Below are 18429 nucleotides of genomic sequence, written 5' to 3'. Positions count from 1 at the left end.
GTGGACGTGATCACGTCCACACCCGGTTGTCGACGGGTTCGACGGTTCAGCGAAGCTGGTAGGTCACGGTGGCCATGACACTGCGCTCGGCGCCGAAGTAGCAGTAGTTGAGTGAATAGCAGGACGCCACGTATTCCTTGTCGAGCAGGTTGTTGGCGTTGACCCGGGCGCTCAGACCGTCGATACCGAGATGGCTGAAGTCATAACCGAGTGCCGCGTCCACCAGGGTGTAGGACGGCACTTCCCGAGTATTCTCCCGGTCCGCCTGAATGCCCTCGGTGTAGCGTACCCCGGCGCCCAGGTCGAAGCCCGCCATGGGGCCCTGGTCGAAGCGGTAATGGCCCCAGGCGGTGGCCTGGTTGCGGGGAGCCTGGTTGACCCGGTTGCCTTCGATCCCGGGCTCCGCCTTGCTGTATTCGATGTCGGTGTAGGTGTAGCTGCCCTGTACCCGGAAGCGGTCGGTGAGCAGGGTCTGTGCTTCCAGTTCCACACCCCGGGAGCGGATTTCACCGACCGGCACATAGAACGGGTTCTGCGGTTCACGGATCGCCAGGTTCTCCTGGTCGATGTGGAACAGCGACAGGGTGTAAAGGCCACGGCCGTCGCGGGGCTGATACTTGACGCCGGTTTCGTACTGGGTGCCTTCGGTAGGCTTCAGCGGGTCGCCGTTCTGGTCGGTGTAGACGCTTGGGTTGAACGACTCCGAGTAGCTCAAATAGGGCGCGAGACCGTTGTCCAGGCGGTAGAGCACGCCGGCCCGGCCGCTGAACTGCTCCTCGTCCTGGCTGGAGCGGGCACCGGTGTCCTGATTGACGTTGGCGGTACGCACCCAGTCGTAGCGGCCCCCCAGGGAGAAACGCCAGCGGTCCAGCGCGATCTGGTCACTAAGATAGACGCCGGTCTGGATCAGTTTGCGCTCATGGGGCACCGGGTCGCCAATGGCGGTGGGGGCCGCGCCGTACACTGGATCGAAGGCGTCGATGGCGGGGAAGGCTCCGCTGCTCCAGGCCGCGTCCACATCGCGGTGCTGGTAGTCGGCGCCAATCAGCAGGGTGTGTTGAAGATCGCCGGTGGCGAAGTCGGCGCGGGCCTGGTTGTCCACGGTGTAGGCATCGAGCTGTTCATCGGCGCCGGAATAGTAACGGCTGAGCTGATCACTGTTGCCCACCCACTGGTAGGAATACACCTGCTGCAGCTTCACGTCGCTGGTGATGTAGCGGAAATTCTGCCGCAGGCTCCAGGTGTCGTCGATGAAGTGCTGGAGCTGGTAGCCGAGCATTTTCTGAGTGCGCTCGAACTGCTCGTAGTCCGGCTCGCCTTCGAAGAAGGTGTTGTCGATATAGCGGCCGTTGCGGCGGTACAGGCTGCCCTCGGCGGGCACGCCGCTGTGGCTGCCGCCTTGCGGATCGTCCTGGTAGTAGGCCATCAGGTCGAGCAGGGTGTTGTCGCCCAGTTCCAGGGTCAGGCTGGGCATGATCGCCCGGCGTTCCTGTTCCAGATGATCGAACTGGGTGTCGCCCTTGTCGGTCAGGCCCACCAGCCGATAGGCGACCCGGTCATTGACCGGGCCGGAGAAATCGAAGCCCGCGCCCCGATAGTTGTTGGTGCCGACGCCGAAGCGCAGTTCCTGGCGGGTTTCGAACAGCGGTTTCTTGCTGGTCAGGTTGACCAGGCCGCCGGGGGAGGCGCGACCGTACAGCACCGAGGTCGGGCCCTTGACGATTTCCACCCGTTCCAGGAAATAGGGGTCGATCTGCATGGAGCTGAAGGTGCCCCCATCGCCCATGGTCTTGAGGCCATCCAGATAGATGTTGTCGATGCTGTCGTCGGAGAAACCACGCAGCGACACATAGTCATAGCGCTTGGACGCGCCGATCTGGTCGGTGAACACGCCCGGGGTATAGCGCAGGGCCTGCTGAACGGTGTCCGAACCCTGTTCCTCGATCTGCCCGCGACGTACCACGGAGATCGATTGCGGTGTTTCCAGGGTGGGCGTGTCCACCTTGGTGGCTACCTGGGCGTTCACCGCCACCGGGGCCAGGGTGCTTTCGGTTACCGGCGCCGGTTCCAGGGTGATGCTGCCGTCGTCGTTGACCTGGTAGCGCAGGCCGCTACCGGCCAGTAGATGACTCAGGGCCTGGGGCGCGCTGTAGTCACCGCGCAGCGCCGGGCTCCGCTTGTCCCGGGTGATGTCGGCTTTGTAGAGCAGCTGCACGCCGGTGGCTTCGGCCAGTTCCGCCAGGGCGGCATCCAGGGGCTGGGCCTGGATGTCGAGCTGCGCCGCCCGGACGGGGCCGAGCAGCATCAACCCGGCGGCGAGCAGCGCCAGGCGGGGGTAATTCATTGATTTCATGGAGTCGGTACCCTTTTTCAAAACGATGCAAATAGAAACCATTCGCGACAAAGGCACCCAGGAAGACGATGGCGGCTTCCATTTCTGAACCCCAAGAAGAATTTTTTTTCGTTTAATACAGCACCACCACGCCGGGCAGCTTCAGCGCCCGTACCGGCAGGGTCTGGGTGAGGGCGCTCAGCACCGCCTCGGGCTGGTCGGTGGAGAAGGTACCGCTTACCCGCCGTCCGGAGAGATCTTCGTTGAGCAGGACCAGCCGGTCCGGATGGTAGGGCCGTAGATCGCCGAGCAACTCGCCCAGGGGGCGGTCGCGGAACACCAGTCGCCCCCGCGCCCAGGCCAGCACGGCGTCGGCGTCCACCGCCGTCACCTGGCCGATGTGGCCGTCGCGCCAGTGTACTTGCTGGTCGGCGGTGAGATGCCGCTGGCGGCGCCCATCGCCGGCCACCACGCTGCCCTCGGCCACGGTAAGGCGCACCGCGCCATCCCGGTGGCGCACCTCGAAGCGGGTGCCGGTGACCCGTACCCGGGCGTCGCCGGCGCGCACCAGGAACGGGTGGGCCTTGTCCCTGGCCACCTGGAACAGGGCTTCGCCACGCACCACTTCCACCCGGCGATGGTCGCCGGTGACGTCGATGTTGATGGCGCTGCGACCGTTCAGGGTCACCCGGCTGCCATCCGCCAGGGTCAGGGTGCGCTGCTCGCCGGCGCCGGTGCGCGCGTCCGCGTTCCACACCGACCAGGGCAGGCCGGCGGCCACCACGAGCAGCACCGCCACCGCCGCCAGCAGGGCGCGGCAATGGGCCAGGGCGCGGGCGATGTACTTGCCCGCCATGCGTTCGGATACCCCCAGTCGCTGGCCGATTTCGCGCTGGCTGACGCCATCCAGCCGGTTCCATAGCAGTGCCTGGCGCTGGTGCTCGGGAAGATCCGCCAGGGCGTTGTTGAGGCCGTCCACCGCCTGGGCGCTGCGGGCGGCGGATTCCGGTGTCGGGGTGTCGCTTTCCAGGCTCAGACCAGGGTCGGTGAGGGCCACGGTGGTGGGGCGGCGGCGTTGCTGGCGGAGATGGTCGATCAGCAGGTTGCGGGCGATGCGGAACACGAAGGCACGGGGATTGCGTGGCGTCTCCTGCTGGCCCTCCAGCCGGCGCAGACGCAAATACACCTCATGGCACAGATCGGCGGCCTGTTCCGGCGATTCCAGGCGTCGGCACAGGTAGCCATTGAGTTCCCGGGCGTGCTGTTGAAAGAGGTCGTCGGCCTGCATGGGGTGGCGCCCGCCCCAAGGGGCCGGCCATCGTGATTGAGAATGATTCGTGATCCGTTTGCGGCATTATGCCACCGCCGCGCGGCCCCGCGCCAGGGGCCTGGATCAACGCGGTGACCGGTAAGCATGGACACGGTGCCCGGGCTTGGAGAACACCCATTGCCAGAGCTGGATGGTACGGGCCCGGAAGGCGCCGGCGCACAGGTTCAGATAGTAGTGCCACATGCGTTGGAAACGTTCGTCATAGCGGCCCTTGAGCTCCGGCCAATGGGCCAGGAAGTTGGCGTCCCAGGCTTTCAGGGTACGCGCGTAGTCCGGGCCGAAACTGTGCACGTCCTCCACCACGTAACGGTATTCCGCGTGGCGGGCGATCTGTTTGATGGAGGGCAGCTCGCCGTTTGGGAAGATGTATTTGTCGATCCAGGCGTCGTGGCTGTTGGTGCTTTCGTTGTTGCCGATGGTGTGCAGCAGCATCAGGCCCCGGTCCTTGAGCAGATGCCGGGTGGTTTCCATGAAGGTCCGGTAGTTGCGGCGGCCGACATGCTCGAACATACCCACCGACACCACCCGGTCGTATTGGCCGCTGATCGTGCGGTAGTCCTTGAGCAGCACCTCCACCGGCAGGTCCGCGCAGCGCCGCCGGGCCAGTTCCGCCTGCTCGGTGGAGACGGTGACGCCGAGGGCACGCACCCCATAGTGGCGGGCGGCGTGGTCGAGCAGGCTGCCCCAGCCACAGCCGATGTCGAGCAGGGTCATGCCCGGTTCCAGCTCCAGCTTGCGGCAGATCAGATCCAGTTTGGCTTCCTGGGCTTCGTGCAGGGTGGTGGCATCCTTCCAGTAGCCGCAGCTGTAGGCCATGGTCGGGTCGAGCATTTTCTCGAACAGATCGTTACCCAGATCGTAATGCTGTTCCGCCACCTGGCGTGAACGTCGCAGGCTCTGGCGGTTGCGCAGGTTGTGGCCGAGCAACTGCAGGGCGAGGGTCCATTTGTTCTTGCCCAGGTCCTCGGCGCCGGCGCGCAGGATGCGGTGGATGAACTCGTCCAGGGCATCGCAGTCCCACCACCCGTCCATGTAGGATTCGCCCAGTCCCAGCGAGCGCCGGGCGGCGATGCGTGACAGGGTATCCGGGTGGTGAATCTGCATGTCCCAGGGGCGCCGGCCATTGATTTGAATGTCGGCGTTGGCGAGAACGGAGGCGATCAAGTCGTCGATGGCGCGCGACCCGGTGCGGGGGGCGTCGTCGCGGCTGCGTGAACCGAGCATACAGCATCTCCTTCAGGGTTGATTGAAGACTGCATGGGTGTCACGGGCGTCAGCATGGCTGCCCTGGGACCATTCTTTGACGCTCGTTTCACGGAAGCAAGCGCCCGGCATCATGAAAAATCGCCGAAGTTCCCCGCGGAACTTTGTTTTTACAATAATATTCAAACAGTTGGCGCGCCGGCTCCCATGGTATGAACACCTTCTATGGGTGTGATTTGGGTCCGCTATTCTTCTTTCTCGCGCTTTTTCTGGAGCAGTACATGGATTCTTTGACGCAGGCGGCGCTCGGCGGCGCCCTGGGTGGCGCGGTGCTGGGCAGCCGGCTTGGCCGTGGCGCCATTGTCGGCGGCGCGCTGCTGGCCACCCTGCCGGACCTGGATGTGCTGATCGATTACGGCGACGCGGTGGCCAACTTCTCCGAGCACCGTGGCTTCAGCCATTCACTGCTGGTGCTGGCGCCCCTGGCCACGCTGCTGGCGTGGGCGCTGAGCCGCTGGAAACCGGCGCCTGGTTTAGGCCGTTGGTGGGCGTTTACTACCCTGGTGCTGCTGACCCACCCGTTGCTGGATGCCTTCACCACCTATGGCACCCAGCTCTGGTGGCCGCTGGGGGCGCCGGTGGCGCTCAACAGCGTGTTCATCATCGATCCGCTGTACACCCTGCCGTTACTGATCGCGGTGCTGATCGCGCTGATCAAGCCGCCGGCGCTCACCGCGCTGTCCGTGGGGCTGGGGTTGTCCAGCGCCTATCTGGCCTGGAGTCTGGTGGCCCAGCAGTGGATGACCGGGCGGGTGGAAAACGTCCTGGCGGAGCGGGGGCTTGAGGGCGCCCCGCTGATGGTGCAGCCGATGCCGTTTTCCACCCTGCTGTGGCGTGCCACCGCTGTCGCACCGGATCGTCGCCTGGAAATGGTCACCGGGGTGTTCGACGGCGACCAGCCTCTTTATGTGGAGGTCTTTCCCCGCGATCCGGGTTTGCAGGCCCAGGCCGAGCAATTGACGGACGGGCGTCGCCTGGCCTGGTTCACCGGTGGGTTTCTGGATTACCGTCGCGATGGCGACCGCCTGGTGGTCACCGACGTGCGCCTGGGCGTGCCGGGCGCCCATCCGTTTCAGTTCGTGATCGCGGACCAGGGGCTGGACGGTTGGCAACCCCTCACCAGCAGCCGGTTGCCCCGGCCGATGGTCAACGAGGAGGCCTGGCCGGCGCTATGGCGGCGCACCTTCGCTCTGGCGCCGGTGCTGTGCCTGCGCTCGCAGACCGCTGGCGACAGCGTCGCCGCCTGCCGCTAGCGGTCAGCTCCAGCCGGCCAGCACCAGCTTGCCGATGGTGGCGCCGCCTTCCAGGCGGCGGTGGGCTTCCTTGAGGTTGTCCGCGTTGATGGTGCCCAGGCTTTCGGAAAGGGTGGTTTCCAGCACGCCTGTTTCCATCAGCCGGGCGGCCTCGGCGAGGATGCGGCCCTGGCGCTCCATGTCCACGCCGAACAGGGCGCGGGTGAACATGAACTCCCAGGCGAAGCGGGCGCTCTTGGGCTTCAGCGGGTTGGTGTCCAGCGGCCCTCGGGCGTCGACGATGGAAACGATGCCGCCCAGCGGCGCCACCAGCTGACAGACGTCGTTCCAGTAACCGTCCGGTTCCTGGGCCAGCAGAATGGCGTCCACCTGCTCGATGCCCAGTTCCTTGAGTGGCGCCACCAGGCCCTGGCGGTAGTCGATGGTGTGGTGGGCGCCCATGGCCCGACACCATTCGGCGGAGCGTTCGCGGCCGGCGGTGGCGATCACCGTCATGCCGAAATGGCGCGCCGCCAGTTGCGTGGCGATGGAACCGACACCGCCGGCGCCGCCAACGATCAGCAGGGTTTTGCCCTTGGCGTTTTGCGGGGTGAGGCCGAGCTGGTCTTCCAGGGCTTCCCAGGCGGTCAGGGTGGTCAGCGGCAGAGCGGCGGCCTCCTGCAGGCCGATGCCTTCCGGCGCCTTGGCGACGATGCGCTCGTCCACGCACTGGTACTGGGCGTTGGAGCCCTGGCGTTGCATGGCGCCGGCGTACCAGACCCGGTCGCCGGGCAGAAAGCCGCGTACTTCCGAGCCCACCGCCTCGACGCGCCCGGCGGCGTCGTAGCCCAGCACCTTGTAGTCTTTTTCCGCCAGGGGGCGTTGGCGTACCTTGGTGTCCACCGGGTTCACCGACACCGCCTCCACCGCCACCAGCAGGTCCCGGGGGCCGGGTCGCGGCTGGTCCAGCTCGATGTCTTCCAGGGCGTGCACGTCCTCGATGGCGCGGGGTTGGTTGAAGCCGACTGCTTTCATGGGGCCTCCGGGCTAATGTGCTTCGTGGGGAGATTGTGGCACCGTAGGAGCGCGCTCCTACAAACAACAAGGATACCATCATGAATTTTGAAGAATACCGGCGCCACGACGGTCTGGGGTTGGCGGAGTTGGTGGCCAAGGGGGAGGTCACCGCCGAGGAAGTGCTGGAGGTGGCGATCCAGCGCGCGGAAGCGGTGAATCCCAAGCTCAACGGACTGATCATCCCGCTTTACGAAGAGGCCCGGCGGCGTGCCGGCGAGCCCCTGGAAGGCTCCTTCGCCGGCGTGCCCATGCTGGTCAAGGATCTGTTCCAGGAGATCGGCGGCGCGCCGGCTTACAGCGGCAACAAGGCGCTCAAGGAGCAGGATTTCCGCGCCCCCCGGGATTCGGAACTGGTGCGCCGCTGGAAGGCCGCCGGGGCGGTACCGTTCGGGCGCACCAATACCCCGGAGTTCGGCTCCAAGGGCGTCACCGAGCCGGAGTCCTTCGGCGCCAGCCGCAACCCCTGGAACACGGACCATACGCCGGGTGGTTCCTCCGGCGGCTCGGCGGCGCTCACCGCCGCCGGCGTGGTGCCCTTCGCCGGGGCCAACGATGGCGGCGGCAGCATCCGCATTCCCGCCGCCTGCTGCGGCCTGTTCGGGCTCAAGCCCGGCCGTGGGCGCACCCCCTGGGGCCCGGAATTCGTGGAAGCCCTGCACGGCATTTCCGTGAACCATGTGGTGAGCCGCTCGGTGCGTGATTCCGCCGCTCTGCTGGACGCCACCCACGGCGATGAGCACGGCAGTCTGTTCCACATCGCGCCGCCGCAACGGTCCTATCTCAGCGAACTGGAGCGCGACCCGGCGCCGCTGAAAATCGGTTTCTCCCTGACCTCGCCCATCGGCACCCCGGTGGACCCGGAGGCGGTCAAGGCGGTGGAGGACACCGCCCGTCTGCTGGAAAGCCTGGGCCACCACGTGGAGGAGGCGGCGCCATCCCTCGACATGATGGCCATGAGCATGGACTGGCTGGGCATCTGGTTCACCAAGTGCGCCTCCGAGGTGGCCCGGGTCAAGCAGCTCACCGGCTGTGGTGACGAGGGCTTCGAGCTGGATACGCTGGCCATGGCCGCCTTCGGCCACGCCACCAGTGCCGACGACTACCTGGGCTTCTACCAGCGCGGCCAGCTCTACTCCCAGCAACTGGCGGACTTCCATGACCGCTATGATTTCTGGCTCACTCCCACCCTGGCCATGCAGCCGGCGGCCATCGGTGCCTCCGCCACGCCGGCCTGGCAACAAAACGCCCTCAAGGTGATCCTCAAGCTGCGCGCCAGCAAGCTGGTGATGAAATCCGGGCTGGTGGAACAGATGGCCCGGGAAAACATGAAGTACGTGCCCTTCACCCAGCTCGCCAACTTCACCGGCGTGCCGGCCATGTCGGTGCCCCTGCACTGGTGCGAAAGCGGCCTGCCCATGGGCGTGCAGTTCGTCGGCACCCATGGCGACGAAGGCCGGCTGCTGGCTCTGGCCGGGCAACTGGAAAAAGCGAAACCGTGGTTTGATCGCTGGCCGGCTGTTTAGGCTGGCGACTTATTCTTTTTTTGAATTAAAAGATATGAATTTATAATTTTAAAAGCGAGGAGCCGCTCTCTATAGTGGCGGTTCCTTTGCCCCTACCGTACCCGCGGCGGCGCTCAATATTCCGTTTGTTTGATGAGCCGCTGCGCCATGATTCCTGCCGTCGCCGTTGTCGCTGATACCCCGTCTCCATGGCCGGGCTTCCCTTCCCGGGAGGCCCGTTGATGGAGTGGTTTGCCCATTTGGCGGTGGTGTTTGAACCCCTGAATCTGCTCATTCTTTTACTGGGCGTCACCGGCGGTCTGGTGCTGGGCGCGATTCCCGGTGTCAGCCCCACCCTGTCGGTGGCCCTGCTGGTGCCGTTCACCTTTCATATGGCGCCCACCACCGGCCTGATTCTGATCGGCGCGGTCTACGCCAGCAGCATTGCCGGCGGCGCGGTCAGCGCCATTCTGATTAATGTGCCGGGGGCGCCGGCGAACATCGCCACCACCTTCGACGGTCACGAAATGGCGCGCCAGGGGCGTGCCAGTGAAGCCATGCAGTATGCGTTTACCAGCACCCTGGTCGGTGGCGTGGCGGGCATGCTGATCCTGATTTTCCTGGCGCCGCTGTTCGTGGATTACGTTCTGCGCTTCGGTCCGGCCGAGATGTTCTGGGTGGCGATCGTCGGCATCACGATCATGGCTTCCCTGGGCACCGGCTCGCTGCTCAAGGGGTTGTTCGGCGGTGCCCTGGGTATCTGGATTTCCACCATCGGTATCAGCCCGGCCACCGGGCAATCCCGGTTTGTTTTTACTCACTATCTGGACGGCGGCATCCACATCGTGGTGGCGCTGATCGCGTTTTTCGCCATCCCGCAGGTATTCCGGTTGTTGGAGTCCAGGGCCACCGTGGCCAGCCAGGCGGTGGTCAGTCAGGCGAGCCGGCTGACCACGGTCGTGCGGAACGCCCTGGGCCATCGCCTGGCGATGGGCCTGGGCACGCTGGTGGGCGCCATCGTCGGCATTATTCCCGGCGCGGGTGGTCAGGTGGCGAGCATTATCGGCTACGACCAGGTGCGCAAGCTCAGTCGTGACAACGCCACCTTCGGGCACGGTGACCCCCGTGGCGTGGTGGCCTCGGAAAGCGCCAACAGTGCCATGGTGGGGCCGTCCCTGATTCCCCTGCTCGGGCTTGGCGTGCCCGGCAGCCCGACCTGCGCGGTGCTGCTGGGCGGCCTGCTGATTCACGGCATCTTTCCCGGTCCCAAACTGTTCGAGACCAGTGGCGGCGTGATCTGGCCGTTCCTGGGAGCCCTGCTTCTGGCGCAGGTTCTGATTTTCTTCGTGGGGCTGCAGCTGTCCCGGTTGGGGCATCTGGTCACCCGGGTTTCGCCGGCTCATCTGGCCGCCGGCATTCTGGTTCTTTCGGTGATCGGTACCTACAGCATTCAGAACAACCTGGGAGACGTCTACGTCATGGCGGGCCTGGGTGTGCTGATGTACCTCGGTATCAAGGGCGGCTTCCAACCGGCTCCGGTGGTGTTGGGCGTGATTCTCGGTCCGATCGCGGAAGAGAACTTTCAGATGGGACGCACGCTCGCCGGCCCGTCGGGCAGCGTGCTGGACTATTTCACTTCCGGCGACATCGTGCAGGTGCTGATGGCGTTGGCGGTCATCTCCCTGGCCTACGGCATGCTCGCGCCGATCTGGCGCGCTCGACGTCGGCCGGCCACCTCGGTGGGCGCCGGCCTGTGAAGGACATCGCGATTGCCCTGGTGGCGCTGACGATTTCGGTGGGATTGCTGTGGGCCGGTCTGGTGCCGGACAAACCCAAGGTGTTCGCCTTTCCGAATTTCTGGGCCTGGGCGTTGTTGTCGCTGTCGCTGGGCTTGCTGGTCCAGGCCCTGGCCCGCCGCGCGGTACGCGGCGTCGGTGCCCGGGATGCCGCCGCGGTGACTGATTCCTTGACGCAGCTCGCCCCGCTGCTGGTGATTGGCTTTGGGTACTTCATGCTGTTTCCGGTGCTCGGCTTTTATGCCAGCGCGTTGTTGGCTTTCGCTCTGGTGTCGATGTTTTACGACTCCCTCGGCGTCGCTGCCCGGCCCTTGTTGCATGGCGCGGTGTCGCTCGTCTTTACGCTGATTCTGTATCTGATCTTCGGGGTTTTGCTGGGTGTTCAGGTGCCCGGCGGATGGCTTTTTTAATCGTACAAATACTATTGGAGACTGATAATGGCGAATCATTCAAAAGCCAAGACGGGGAAACTGGCCGGCCTCGCCGCTCTGGTCGTGCTGATCGTGGTTGCCGCCTGGGGGCTGCGGCAAACGGGCAGCGACGGCGCCCTGGTCGGCGAGGGGGACGATTATCCGGACAAGCCCTTGTCCCTGACCGTGGCCTACGGGCCCGGCGGCGCCACGGACCTGCAGGCGCGCATTGCCGTCGAGCCGGCCGCCGAGGTGCTCGGCCAGCCGATCAAGGTGGTGAACCGCCCCGGTGCCGGTGGCCGGGTCGGCTGGAACTGGGCGGTGGACAGCGGCGGGCGCGATGGCTATGAGCTGATCGCCTATAACCTGCCGCACATGATCGCCCAATGGACCCACGAGCCGTCACTCAGCTACAACGCCGACAATGTGGTGCCGGTGGCCAATTGGGGCGCGGATCCGGCGGTACTGGTGGTGGGCAAGGACAGTCCCTTCCAAACCGTGGCGGACGTGGTCGATTACGCGCGCGCTCATCCCGGTGAGCTGTCGGTGTCCGGCGCCGGGTTGTACACCGGCCATCATGTGGCGGCCTTGCAGTTCCAGCGCGCCGCGGACGTGGACATCAACTTTCTTCCCGCGGAACAGGGCGGTGTGCAGGCGCTGCAGTTCGTGATTGGCGGTCAGGTTCAGGCCGGTTTCAACAATTTGTCGGACTCTTGGCGTAACCGGGACTCGCTGAAAATCCTGGCGGTGGCCGACACCGAGCGCAGCGAGTTTCTGCCGGACGTGCCCACCTTTCAGGAGGCCGGCGTGGAGGTGGACGATCTGAGCACCAACCTGCGCGGGGTGGCCGTGGTCAAGGGCGTGCCGGAACCGCACGTCGAACGTCTGGCGGAGAAACTGCCGGAAGTGTTCCGCCTGGAACAGGTGCAGACCAAGCTTAAGAATACCGGCTCCGGGTCGCTGGTCCTGGGTCTGCGGGAAACCCGTGAGCTGTTCGAGCGTAAAACCCGGGCCATCAAGGCGCTGCTCGCCCAGGACGATGCCCCGTGACGTGGACGTTATCCACCGCCGACCAGGTACGGGAGCGTTGGGTACAGGGGCGCGAAGTGGCCGTGCTCGACGTGCGCGAAGAAGGGCCGTTCTCCCGAGCCCATCCCCTGTTCGCCGCCTCCGTGCCTCTGTCGCGGTTGGAGTTGACGATCCGCCAGCGGGTGCCGCGTTCGAACGTGCCGCTGGTGGTGTACGACGACGGCGAAGGTCTGGCCGGACCGGCGCTGTCCCGGTTGGAGGCCCTGGGGTACACGAACCTGAGTGTGCTGGATGGCGGCCTGCCCGCCTGGAGCGCACGGGGGGAGCTCTATCGGGATGTGAACTCCGCCAGCAAGGCGTTCGGGGAATGGGTTGAGGCGCGTTATCAAGTGCCCGGCCTGGCGGCGTCGGAGTTCGAACAACGGAGGCGGGCGGGCGAGGCTTTCCTGCTGGTCGATGCTCGCCCCTTCCATGAATACCAGACCATGACCATCCCCGGCAGCGTGAGCTGCCCGGGCGCCAATCTTGCCGCGCGGGTGCCGACCTTGTTGACGGACCCGGAGACGCCGGTGGTGGTCAATTGCGCCGGGCGCACCCGCAGCCTGATCGGTGCCCAATCGCTGATCGACAGCGGCTTGCCCAACCCGGTCTACGCGCTGCGCAATGGCACCATCGGCTGGTTGCTGGCGGGCCTGGAGCTTGAATACGGCGCGCGGCGTCGAGCCTCCGATCCCGACCCGGCTTCTCTGCCTGTGATTCGAGAGCGGGTGCGGCGCCACGCACTCGACACCGGCGTGCGTTACGCCGACGGCGATGAATATCGCGCCTGGTTGGCCGAGGTGCATCACCGAACCACCTATTTCTTTGACGTTCGCGAAAGCGAGGAAGTGGAGGCCGGGCCGCTGGCGGGCTTCCGTCACGCACCGGGCGGGCAGTTGGTGCAGGCCACCGACGATTATCTGGCGGTGCGGCATGCGCGCATCGTGCTTGCCGATGACGACGGGGTGCGTGCGCCAATGACGGCGTCCTGGCTGCGCCGGATGGGATGGCGTGACGTCATGGTGGTGAGCGTACCGATGGTTCGCGCCGAAGCGGCGCCGCCGAGAACGGCTCCGCCGCCCCCTCCGGACGTCCATGGCGTGACTCCGGAACAGGTGGACAGGTGGCGCCGGGAGGGGGCCGTCGTCCTGGACGTGAGTCGCAGCGACGAATACCGGGCAGCGCATGTGGAGGGCGCGCTGCAGGTAAACCGTAACCGGCTGGCCGACGCCATCGACGTGCTGAAAGTGCCCGGCCAACGGTTGGTCGTGACCAGTCAGGACGGCGCGCTGGCGAACTTCGCGGCCGCCGATCTGAAGGCGCACGGCATCGCCGTGCCGGTGCTGGCCGGCGGAAACCGGGCTTGGGCTCGGGCAGGACTGCCGCTGGTCAGCGGTGAAGGGGATTTTTTTGATGTTCCTGACGATTGTTACCGGCGGCCCTACGAAGGGACCGCCCATGGTCGCGAAGCCATGCAGGGCTACATCGACTGGGAACTGGAACTGGTCGGACAACTGCGGCGCGACGGCGTTGCCGGCTTCTTGATTTAAGTAGTGCAAGGTGAGGAAACAGCAATGAGTTTATCCGAACAGTTGCCACGTATTGATGCCTTTGACGCGCCCCTGGGCGCCGAGGTGGTGGGTGCCGATCTGAGCGGTGACGATATCCGGCGGGACGTGGCCCAGACCAAGGCGGCGCTCGATAAGCACCTGGTGGTGCGTTTGCGCGGGCAGAAACTGGACGAGGCGTCGCTGATCGCGTTCAGCCGCCACTTTGGAGAACTGCAGCCGGCGCCGGCCTCGGAGTATTACAGCGCCGGCGCCATCGAGCGGTATCCGGAGATCTTCGTGGTGTCCAATATTCGCGAAAACGGTCGCGTGATCGGCACCCTGGGCAACGCCGAAGCCGAATGGCACACGGACATGTCCTATGTGGACGTACCGCCGGGGCCGACGATTCTGTACGCCAAGGAGGTCACGCGCAGTGGCGGTGAAACGTCTTTGTGCAACATGTTCCTGGCCTACGAGGCGTTGCCTGAAGCGTTGAAACGCCGCGTGGCCACGTTGCGATGCAAGCATGACTCCTCCTACACCAGTGCCGGTGATCTGCGCAAAGGCGCGGACGCGGTGACCTCGGCCCGTGAGGCGCCGGGCGCCATCCATCCGCTGGTTCGGGTACATCCGGTCAACGGTCGCCGTGCCCTGTATCTCGGCCGGCGCCGCAACGCCTATCTGGTGGGTCTTTCCGAGAAGGACAGCGAAGCCCTGCTCGACGAGCTTTGGTCCTACGTGACCAGACCGGAGCATATCTGGACGCAGCAATGGCAAGTGGGTGACGTGCTGCTGTGGGACAACCGCTGGACCATGCACCACCGCAATCCATTCGACAGTGGTGAGCGGCGGCTGATGTTGCGCACCCAGGTGTACGGTGAGCGGCCGCTGGCGGCGTCCGCCTGACCGCGAATCTTGCGTAGGTGCGGCCCGAGAGGTCGTCGATCGCGACTAAAGTCGCTCCTACAGCGCCGTTATCATGTCGTAGGAGCGACTTCAGTCGCGATCAGGTGTCCGGGGACAACGTGTCGTCGAGGATCTCGATCCAGTGCCGCACCGGGGTGCGGCCGGCGGCGGTGAGGTGCATCTGGCAGCCGATGTTGGCGGTGGCGATGGCATCGGGCTGGCCGCTTTCCAGGGCGTCGAGTTTTTGGTCGCGCAGTTGCCGGGCCATGGCCGGTTGAGTGATCGAATAGGTGCCGGCGGAGCCGCAGCACAGGTGGGCGTCCGGCACCGGGGTGAGGTCGAAGCCCAGCCGGGTGAGCACGCTTTCGGTGACGCCGGCCAGGCGCTGGCCGTGCTGCAGGGTGCAGGGGCATTGGAAGGCCAGCCGGCCTTCGGCGTGCACCGTCAGCGCTTCCAAAGCTTCTCCAGCGAGAAATTCCGCCGGGTCACGGGTGTGCTCGCTGACGCGGCGGGCCTTGTCGGCGTAGGCCGGGTCGTCGCGCAGCACCTTGCCGTATTCCTTGATAAAGGCGCCGCAGCCGCTGGCGGTGGGGATGATGGCTTCCACGCCGTCGTCCAGGGCGGCGATCCAGGTGTCGATATTGCGTTTGGCCCGGGCCAGGCCGGTGGCCTGGCCGTCCAGGTGCCCGCCCAGGTGATAGTCCACCGCACCGCAGCAGCCGGCCCCGGACCAGACTTCCGCGCCGATGCCCAGGCGGTCCAGCACCCGGGCGGTGGCGGCGTTGGTGTTGGGCGACAGGGCCGGTTGCACGCAGCCGGCCAGCAGCGCCACCCGGCGCGGATGGCCGCCGCCGGGCCAGGTGCCCGCCGACGGTATCCGGGCGGGGATTTTTTCCTTCAGCGCCGCCGGGGCCAGCGGTCGGGCCAGACGGCCCAGCCCCATCAGCGTGGCGAACAGCCGGGGGCGCGGCATCAGGGCGCGCAGGCCCCGGCGCAGCAGGCGTTCCCGAGGGGAGCGGGGCACCCGGCGTTCCAGCTCCGGCCGGGCGATGTCCAGCAGGGAGTGGTAATCCACCCCGGAGGGGCAGGTGGTTTCGCAGGCGCGGCAGCTCAGGCAGGCGTCCAGATGTTGCTGGGTGCCTTCGCCGGGTTCGTTGCCTTCCAGCATTTCCTTGATCAGATAGATGCGTCCGCGCGGACCGTCCAGCTCGTCGCCGGTGAGCTGATAGGTGGGGCAGGTGGCGTTGCAGAAGCCGCAGTGCACGCAGCTGCGCAGAATCGATTCCGCCTCCTCGGCACGGGGCAGCTGGCGGGCGGTGTCGCTGAGTCGGGTTTGCATGGCCGGCCTCCGGTTACAGGTCCGCGTAGAGCCGGCCCGGGTTGAAAATCCGGTTTGGGTCCAGGCGGGCTTTCAGCGTCTGGTGGTAGCGCAGCAGGGGCGCCGGCAGCGGGTGGAAGGGCGTGTCCTCCGGTTCCTCGCCGCTGAAACGGGTGGCGGAGCCGCCGGCGCTGGCCGCCAGTTGCCGCAGGGTGTCGGCGTCCGCGTCGCTTTTCAGCCAGCGCTGGGCGCCGCCCCAATCGCTGAGCCGGGTGCCGGGCAGGTCCAGCTCCGGGGTCGCCGGCGGCAGGGACAGGCGCCACAGCGGTTTGGCGCCGTCGAAGAACGGCAGTCTTTGGTCGCGCAGTTTCTGCCAGTAGTGCGCGTCCTCCAGCGGCTCGCCGCCGATCTCCGCCACCGCCGCGTCCACCGAGCCCTGGTTGCCTTCCAGGCGCAACCGCAGCAGGCCGCCGCCGTGGCAGGCGGCGGACACGGGCAGGCCGCGTCGGCGCCAGTTCAGTATCCGTTCCCGGGCCTGTTCGCCGGTGAGGCGCAGTTGCAGAGAGCGGCTGGCGCGTGGGCGCGGCAGCACCTTGAACGACACTTCCGTGATCAGCCCCAGGCAGCCGAAGCTGCCGGCCATCAGCCGGGACAGGTCGTAGCCGGCCACGTTCTTCATCACTTCGCCACCGAAACGCAGGTGCCGGCCCTCGCCGGTGATCACCCGGGTGCCGAGCACGAAGTCCCGCACCGAACCGGCCCAGGGCCGGCGCGGACCGGCCAGGCCGCTGGCCACCATGCCGCCGACGCTGGCGTCGCCGCCAAACAGGGGCGGCTCGAACGGCAGCATCTGGCCCTGCTCCGCCAGGGTGGCGATCAGTTCGCTGACCCGGGTGCCGGCGCGGGCGGTGACCACCAGCTCGCTGGGGTCGTAATGGACCACGCCGCTGTGGCCCAGCGTATCCAGCACCTCGCCGTCCACCGGCCGGCCCAGGTGGGATTTGCCGCCGGTACCGCGCGGGCACAGCGGGCGGCGCTCGGCGCGGGCGGCGCGTACCCGCTCCAGCAGGGCTTCGGCCTGGTCGCCCATCAGAACCGCTCCAGTTCGGGGAACGGCAGTTCGCCACGGTGAATGTGCATGGCGCCGAACTCCGCGCAACGGTTCAGGGTGGGGATGTTCTTGCCCGGGTTGAGCAGCCGCTGCGGATCGAAGGCGGCTTTCACCGCGTGGAAGCAGGTGATCTCGTCGGCGTCGAACTGGCTGCACATCTGATTGATCTTCTCGCGGCCCACGCCGTGCTCGCCGGTGATGCTGCCGCCGACTGCCACGCACAGCTCCAGGATGCGCCCGCCCAGGGCCTCGGCCCGGTGCAGTTGGTCGCTGTCGTTGGCGTCGAACAGAATCAGCGGGTGCATGTTGCCGTCGCCGGCATGGAAGACGTTGGCCACGCGCAGGTCATATTCCCGGGACAACGCCTCGATGCCGGCCAGCACCTTGGGCAGCTCCCGTTTGGGGATGGTGCCGTCCATGCAGTAGTAGTCCGGCGAGATACGGCCCACCGCCGGGAAGGCCGCCTTGCGGCCGGCCCAGAAGCGCTGGCGTTCGGCGTCGTCGCGGGCCTGGCGGATGTCGGTGGCGCCGGCGTTTTCCATCACCGCGCGCACCCGCTGGCAGTCCTCGTCCACGTCGCTTTCCACGCCGTCCAGCTCGCACAGCAGAATGGCGGCGGCGTCGCGGGGGTAGCCGGCGTGGGCGAAATCCTCGGCGGCGCACAGCGCCAGGTTGTCCATCATCTCCAGACCGCCGGGAATGACGCCGGCGGCGATGATGTCGGCCACCGCCTGGCCGGCGTTCTCCACGCTGTCGAAGCTGGCCAGCAGCACCTTGGCGCGGGGCGGCGTCGGCAGCAGCTTCACGGTGATCTCGGTGACGATGCCGAGCATGCCCTCGGAGCCGGTGAACAGGGCCATCAGGTCGAAGCCGGGGGTATCCAGCGCGTCGCTGCCGAGCGTCAGGCACTCGCCGTCCACGGTGACGATTTCCAGCTTCAGCAGGTTGTGCACGGTGAGGCCGTATTTCAGGCAGTGCACGCCGCCGGCGTTCTCCGCCACGTTGCCGCCGATGGAACAGGCGATCTGTGACGACGGGTCCGGCGCGTAGTACAGACCATAGGGCGCGGCGGCCTGGGAAATGGCCAGGTTGCGCACGCCGGGCTGCACCCGGGCGGTGCCGGCCTCGGTGTCGATTTCGAGAATGCGGTTGAAGCGCGCCATCACCAGCAGGATGCCCTTTTCCAGCGGCAGGGCGCCGCCGGACAGGCCGGTGCCGGCGCCCCGGGCCACCACCGGCACCCCTTCCTCGCTGGCGATGGCCATCAGCGCCTGGACCTGCGCCAGGGTGTCCGGCAGCGCCACCAGCATGGGCACGGTGCGGTAGGCGGACAGGCCGTCGCATTCGTAGGGCGTCAGATCCTCGCGACGATGCAGTACATGCAGGTCGGGCAGGTCTCGCCGCAGGCGGTTGAGCAGGGCCGCCTTGTCCACTTCGGGCAGGGGGCCGTCGAGCCGTTCATCGTAATGCATGGTTCCGCCGGACTGATGTTATTGGAATCTCGGAGGCCGGTCGTCAGTGTGCAACGGGGCCA

14 protein-coding genes are annotated in these 18429 nt (G+C 66.5%); 7 read left to right on the top strand and 7 right to left on the bottom strand.

Annotated elements, in window-relative coordinates:
• Positions 1-46: 46 nt before the first annotated feature.
• The 3 genes from JF515_RS09740 to cfa form a co-directional block, all read right to left on the bottom strand.
• Positions 47-2353 (bottom strand): TonB-dependent siderophore receptor, encoded by a 2307-nt coding sequence (locus JF515_RS09740; protein WP_203103651.1) that lies wholly within the window; start codon positions 2351-2353, stop codon positions 47-49.
• A gap of 112 nt (positions 2354-2465) precedes the next feature.
• Positions 2466-3620 carry a sigma-70 family RNA polymerase sigma factor gene (locus tag JF515_RS09735; protein WP_203103650.1) on the bottom strand — a complete coding sequence of 385 codons (1155 nt, stop codon included), beginning with the start codon at positions 3618-3620 and terminating at the stop codon, positions 2466-2468.
• Positions 3621-3725: 105 nt separating this feature from the next.
• A complete protein-coding gene (cfa, locus tag JF515_RS09730) occupies positions 3726-4886 on the bottom strand; it encodes a cyclopropane fatty acyl phospholipid synthase (RefSeq protein ID WP_203103648.1) in 1161 nt (386 codons plus the stop codon).
• A 260-nt stretch (positions 4887-5146) separates the two neighbouring features.
• Here cfa and JF515_RS09725 point away from each other — a divergent pair, with 260 nt between their 5' ends.
• On the top strand, positions 5147-6178 hold the full coding sequence (locus tag JF515_RS09725) for a metal-dependent hydrolase (protein WP_203103646.1): 1032 nt from the start codon (positions 5147-5149) through the stop codon (positions 6176-6178).
• A 3-nt stretch (positions 6179-6181) separates the two neighbouring features.
• Here the strand turns inward: JF515_RS09725 and JF515_RS09720 are convergent, their stop codons facing one another.
• The gene (locus JF515_RS09720; protein ID WP_203103644.1) at positions 6182-7192 is read right to left on the bottom strand and encodes a zinc-binding alcohol dehydrogenase family protein; all 1011 of its coding nucleotides are present in this window, start codon (positions 7190-7192) and stop codon (positions 6182-6184) included.
• Between the two features lie 80 nt (positions 7193-7272).
• Here JF515_RS09720 and JF515_RS09715 point away from each other — a divergent pair, with 80 nt between their 5' ends.
• The 6 genes from JF515_RS09715 to JF515_RS09690 all read left to right on the top strand — a co-directional run bounded on the left by JF515_RS09715 (position 7273) and on the right by JF515_RS09690 (position 14466).
• A complete protein-coding gene (locus tag JF515_RS09715) occupies positions 7273-8757 on the top strand; it encodes an amidase (RefSeq protein WP_203103642.1) in 1485 nt (494 codons plus the stop codon).
• 221 nt (positions 8758-8978) lie between these two features.
• Positions 8979-10493, top strand: a complete 1515-nt coding sequence (locus JF515_RS09710; RefSeq protein WP_203103640.1) for a tripartite tricarboxylate transporter permease — start codon at positions 8979-8981, stop codon at positions 10491-10493.
• The gene (locus tag JF515_RS09705; protein WP_203103638.1) at positions 10490-10942 is read left to right on the top strand and encodes a tripartite tricarboxylate transporter TctB family protein; all 453 of its coding nucleotides are present in this window, start codon (positions 10490-10492) and stop codon (positions 10940-10942) included. Before JF515_RS09710 ends, JF515_RS09705 begins: the two co-directional genes overlap by 4 nt.
• A gap of 27 nt (positions 10943-10969) precedes the next feature.
• Entirely contained in the window at positions 10970-11992 is a 1023-nt protein-coding gene (locus JF515_RS09700) for a tripartite tricarboxylate transporter substrate binding protein (RefSeq protein ID WP_203103636.1), read from the top strand.
• Positions 11989-13560, top strand: a complete 1572-nt coding sequence (locus tag JF515_RS19680; protein ID WP_203103634.1) for a rhodanese-like domain-containing protein — start codon at positions 11989-11991, stop codon at positions 13558-13560. The genes JF515_RS09700 and JF515_RS19680 overlap by 4 nt, the downstream gene beginning before the upstream one ends.
• A 24-nt stretch (positions 13561-13584) precedes the next feature.
• Complete coding sequence (locus JF515_RS09690; RefSeq protein ID WP_203103632.1) at positions 13585-14466, top strand: TauD/TfdA dioxygenase family protein; 882 nt, start codon at positions 13585-13587, stop codon at positions 14464-14466.
• A gap of 100 nt (positions 14467-14566) precedes the next feature.
• Here JF515_RS09690 and glcF read toward each other — a convergent pair whose 3' ends face one another.
• The 3 genes from glcF to glcD are packed head-to-tail and all read right to left on the bottom strand — an operon-like array spanning position 14567 to position 18367.
• Positions 14567-15805 carry a glycolate oxidase subunit GlcF gene (gene glcF, locus JF515_RS09685; protein ID WP_203103630.1) on the bottom strand — a complete coding sequence of 413 codons (1239 nt, stop codon included), beginning with the start codon at positions 15803-15805 and terminating at the stop codon, positions 14567-14569.
• 13 nt (positions 15806-15818) lie between these two features.
• Positions 15819-16874 carry a glycolate oxidase subunit GlcE gene (gene glcE / locus JF515_RS09680; protein WP_203103628.1) on the bottom strand — a complete coding sequence of 352 codons (1056 nt, stop codon included), beginning with the start codon at positions 16872-16874 and terminating at the stop codon, positions 15819-15821.
• Positions 16874-18367 (bottom strand): glycolate oxidase subunit GlcD, encoded by a 1494-nt coding sequence (glcD, locus tag JF515_RS09675; RefSeq protein WP_203103626.1) that lies wholly within the window; start codon positions 18365-18367, stop codon positions 16874-16876. Before glcD ends, glcE begins: the two co-directional genes overlap by 1 nt.
• Between the last annotated feature and the right edge of the window lie 62 nt (positions 18368-18429).

This window comes from Alloalcanivorax marinus (assembly GCF_016785095.1).
Classification (GTDB): Bacteria; Pseudomonadota; Gammaproteobacteria; order Pseudomonadales; family Alcanivoracaceae; genus Alloalcanivorax; species Alloalcanivorax marinus_A.
The sequence above is the reverse complement of the archived record's forward strand: the minus strand, read 5'-3'. Positions and strand labels throughout refer to the sequence as shown.

Coding starts and splice junctions, on each gene's coding strand:
- JF515_RS09735 (WP_203103650.1), bottom strand. CDS start 3,620: ATGCAGGCCGACGACCTCTTTCAACAGCACGCCCGGGAACTCAATGGC.
- JF515_RS09700 (WP_203103636.1), top strand. CDS start 10,970: ATGGCGAATCATTCAAAAGCCAAGACGGGGAAACTGGCCGGCCTCGCC.
- JF515_RS09720 (WP_203103644.1), bottom strand. CDS start 7,192: ATGAAAGCAGTCGGCTTCAACCAACCCCGCGCCATCGAGGACGTGCAC.
- glcF (WP_203103630.1), bottom strand. CDS start 15,805: ATGCAAACCCGACTCAGCGACACCGCCCGCCAGCTGCCCCGTGCCGAG.
- JF515_RS09710 (WP_203103640.1), top strand. CDS start 8,979: ATGGAGTGGTTTGCCCATTTGGCGGTGGTGTTTGAACCCCTGAATCTG.
- JF515_RS09725 (WP_203103646.1), top strand. CDS start 5,147: ATGGATTCTTTGACGCAGGCGGCGCTCGGCGGCGCCCTGGGTGGCGCG.
- JF515_RS09690 (WP_203103632.1), top strand. CDS start 13,585: ATGAGTTTATCCGAACAGTTGCCACGTATTGATGCCTTTGACGCGCCC.
- glcE (WP_203103628.1), bottom strand. CDS start 16,874: ATGGGCGACCAGGCCGAAGCCCTGCTGGAGCGGGTACGCGCCGCCCGC.
- cfa (WP_203103648.1), bottom strand. CDS start 4,886: ATGCTCGGTTCACGCAGCCGCGACGACGCCCCCCGCACCGGGTCGCGC.
- JF515_RS09740 (WP_203103651.1), bottom strand. CDS start 2,353: ATGAAATCAATGAATTACCCCCGCCTGGCGCTGCTCGCCGCCGGGTTG.
- JF515_RS09715 (WP_203103642.1), top strand. CDS start 7,273: ATGAATTTTGAAGAATACCGGCGCCACGACGGTCTGGGGTTGGCGGAG.
- glcD (WP_203103626.1), bottom strand. CDS start 18,367: ATGCATTACGATGAACGGCTCGACGGCCCCCTGCCCGAAGTGGACAAG.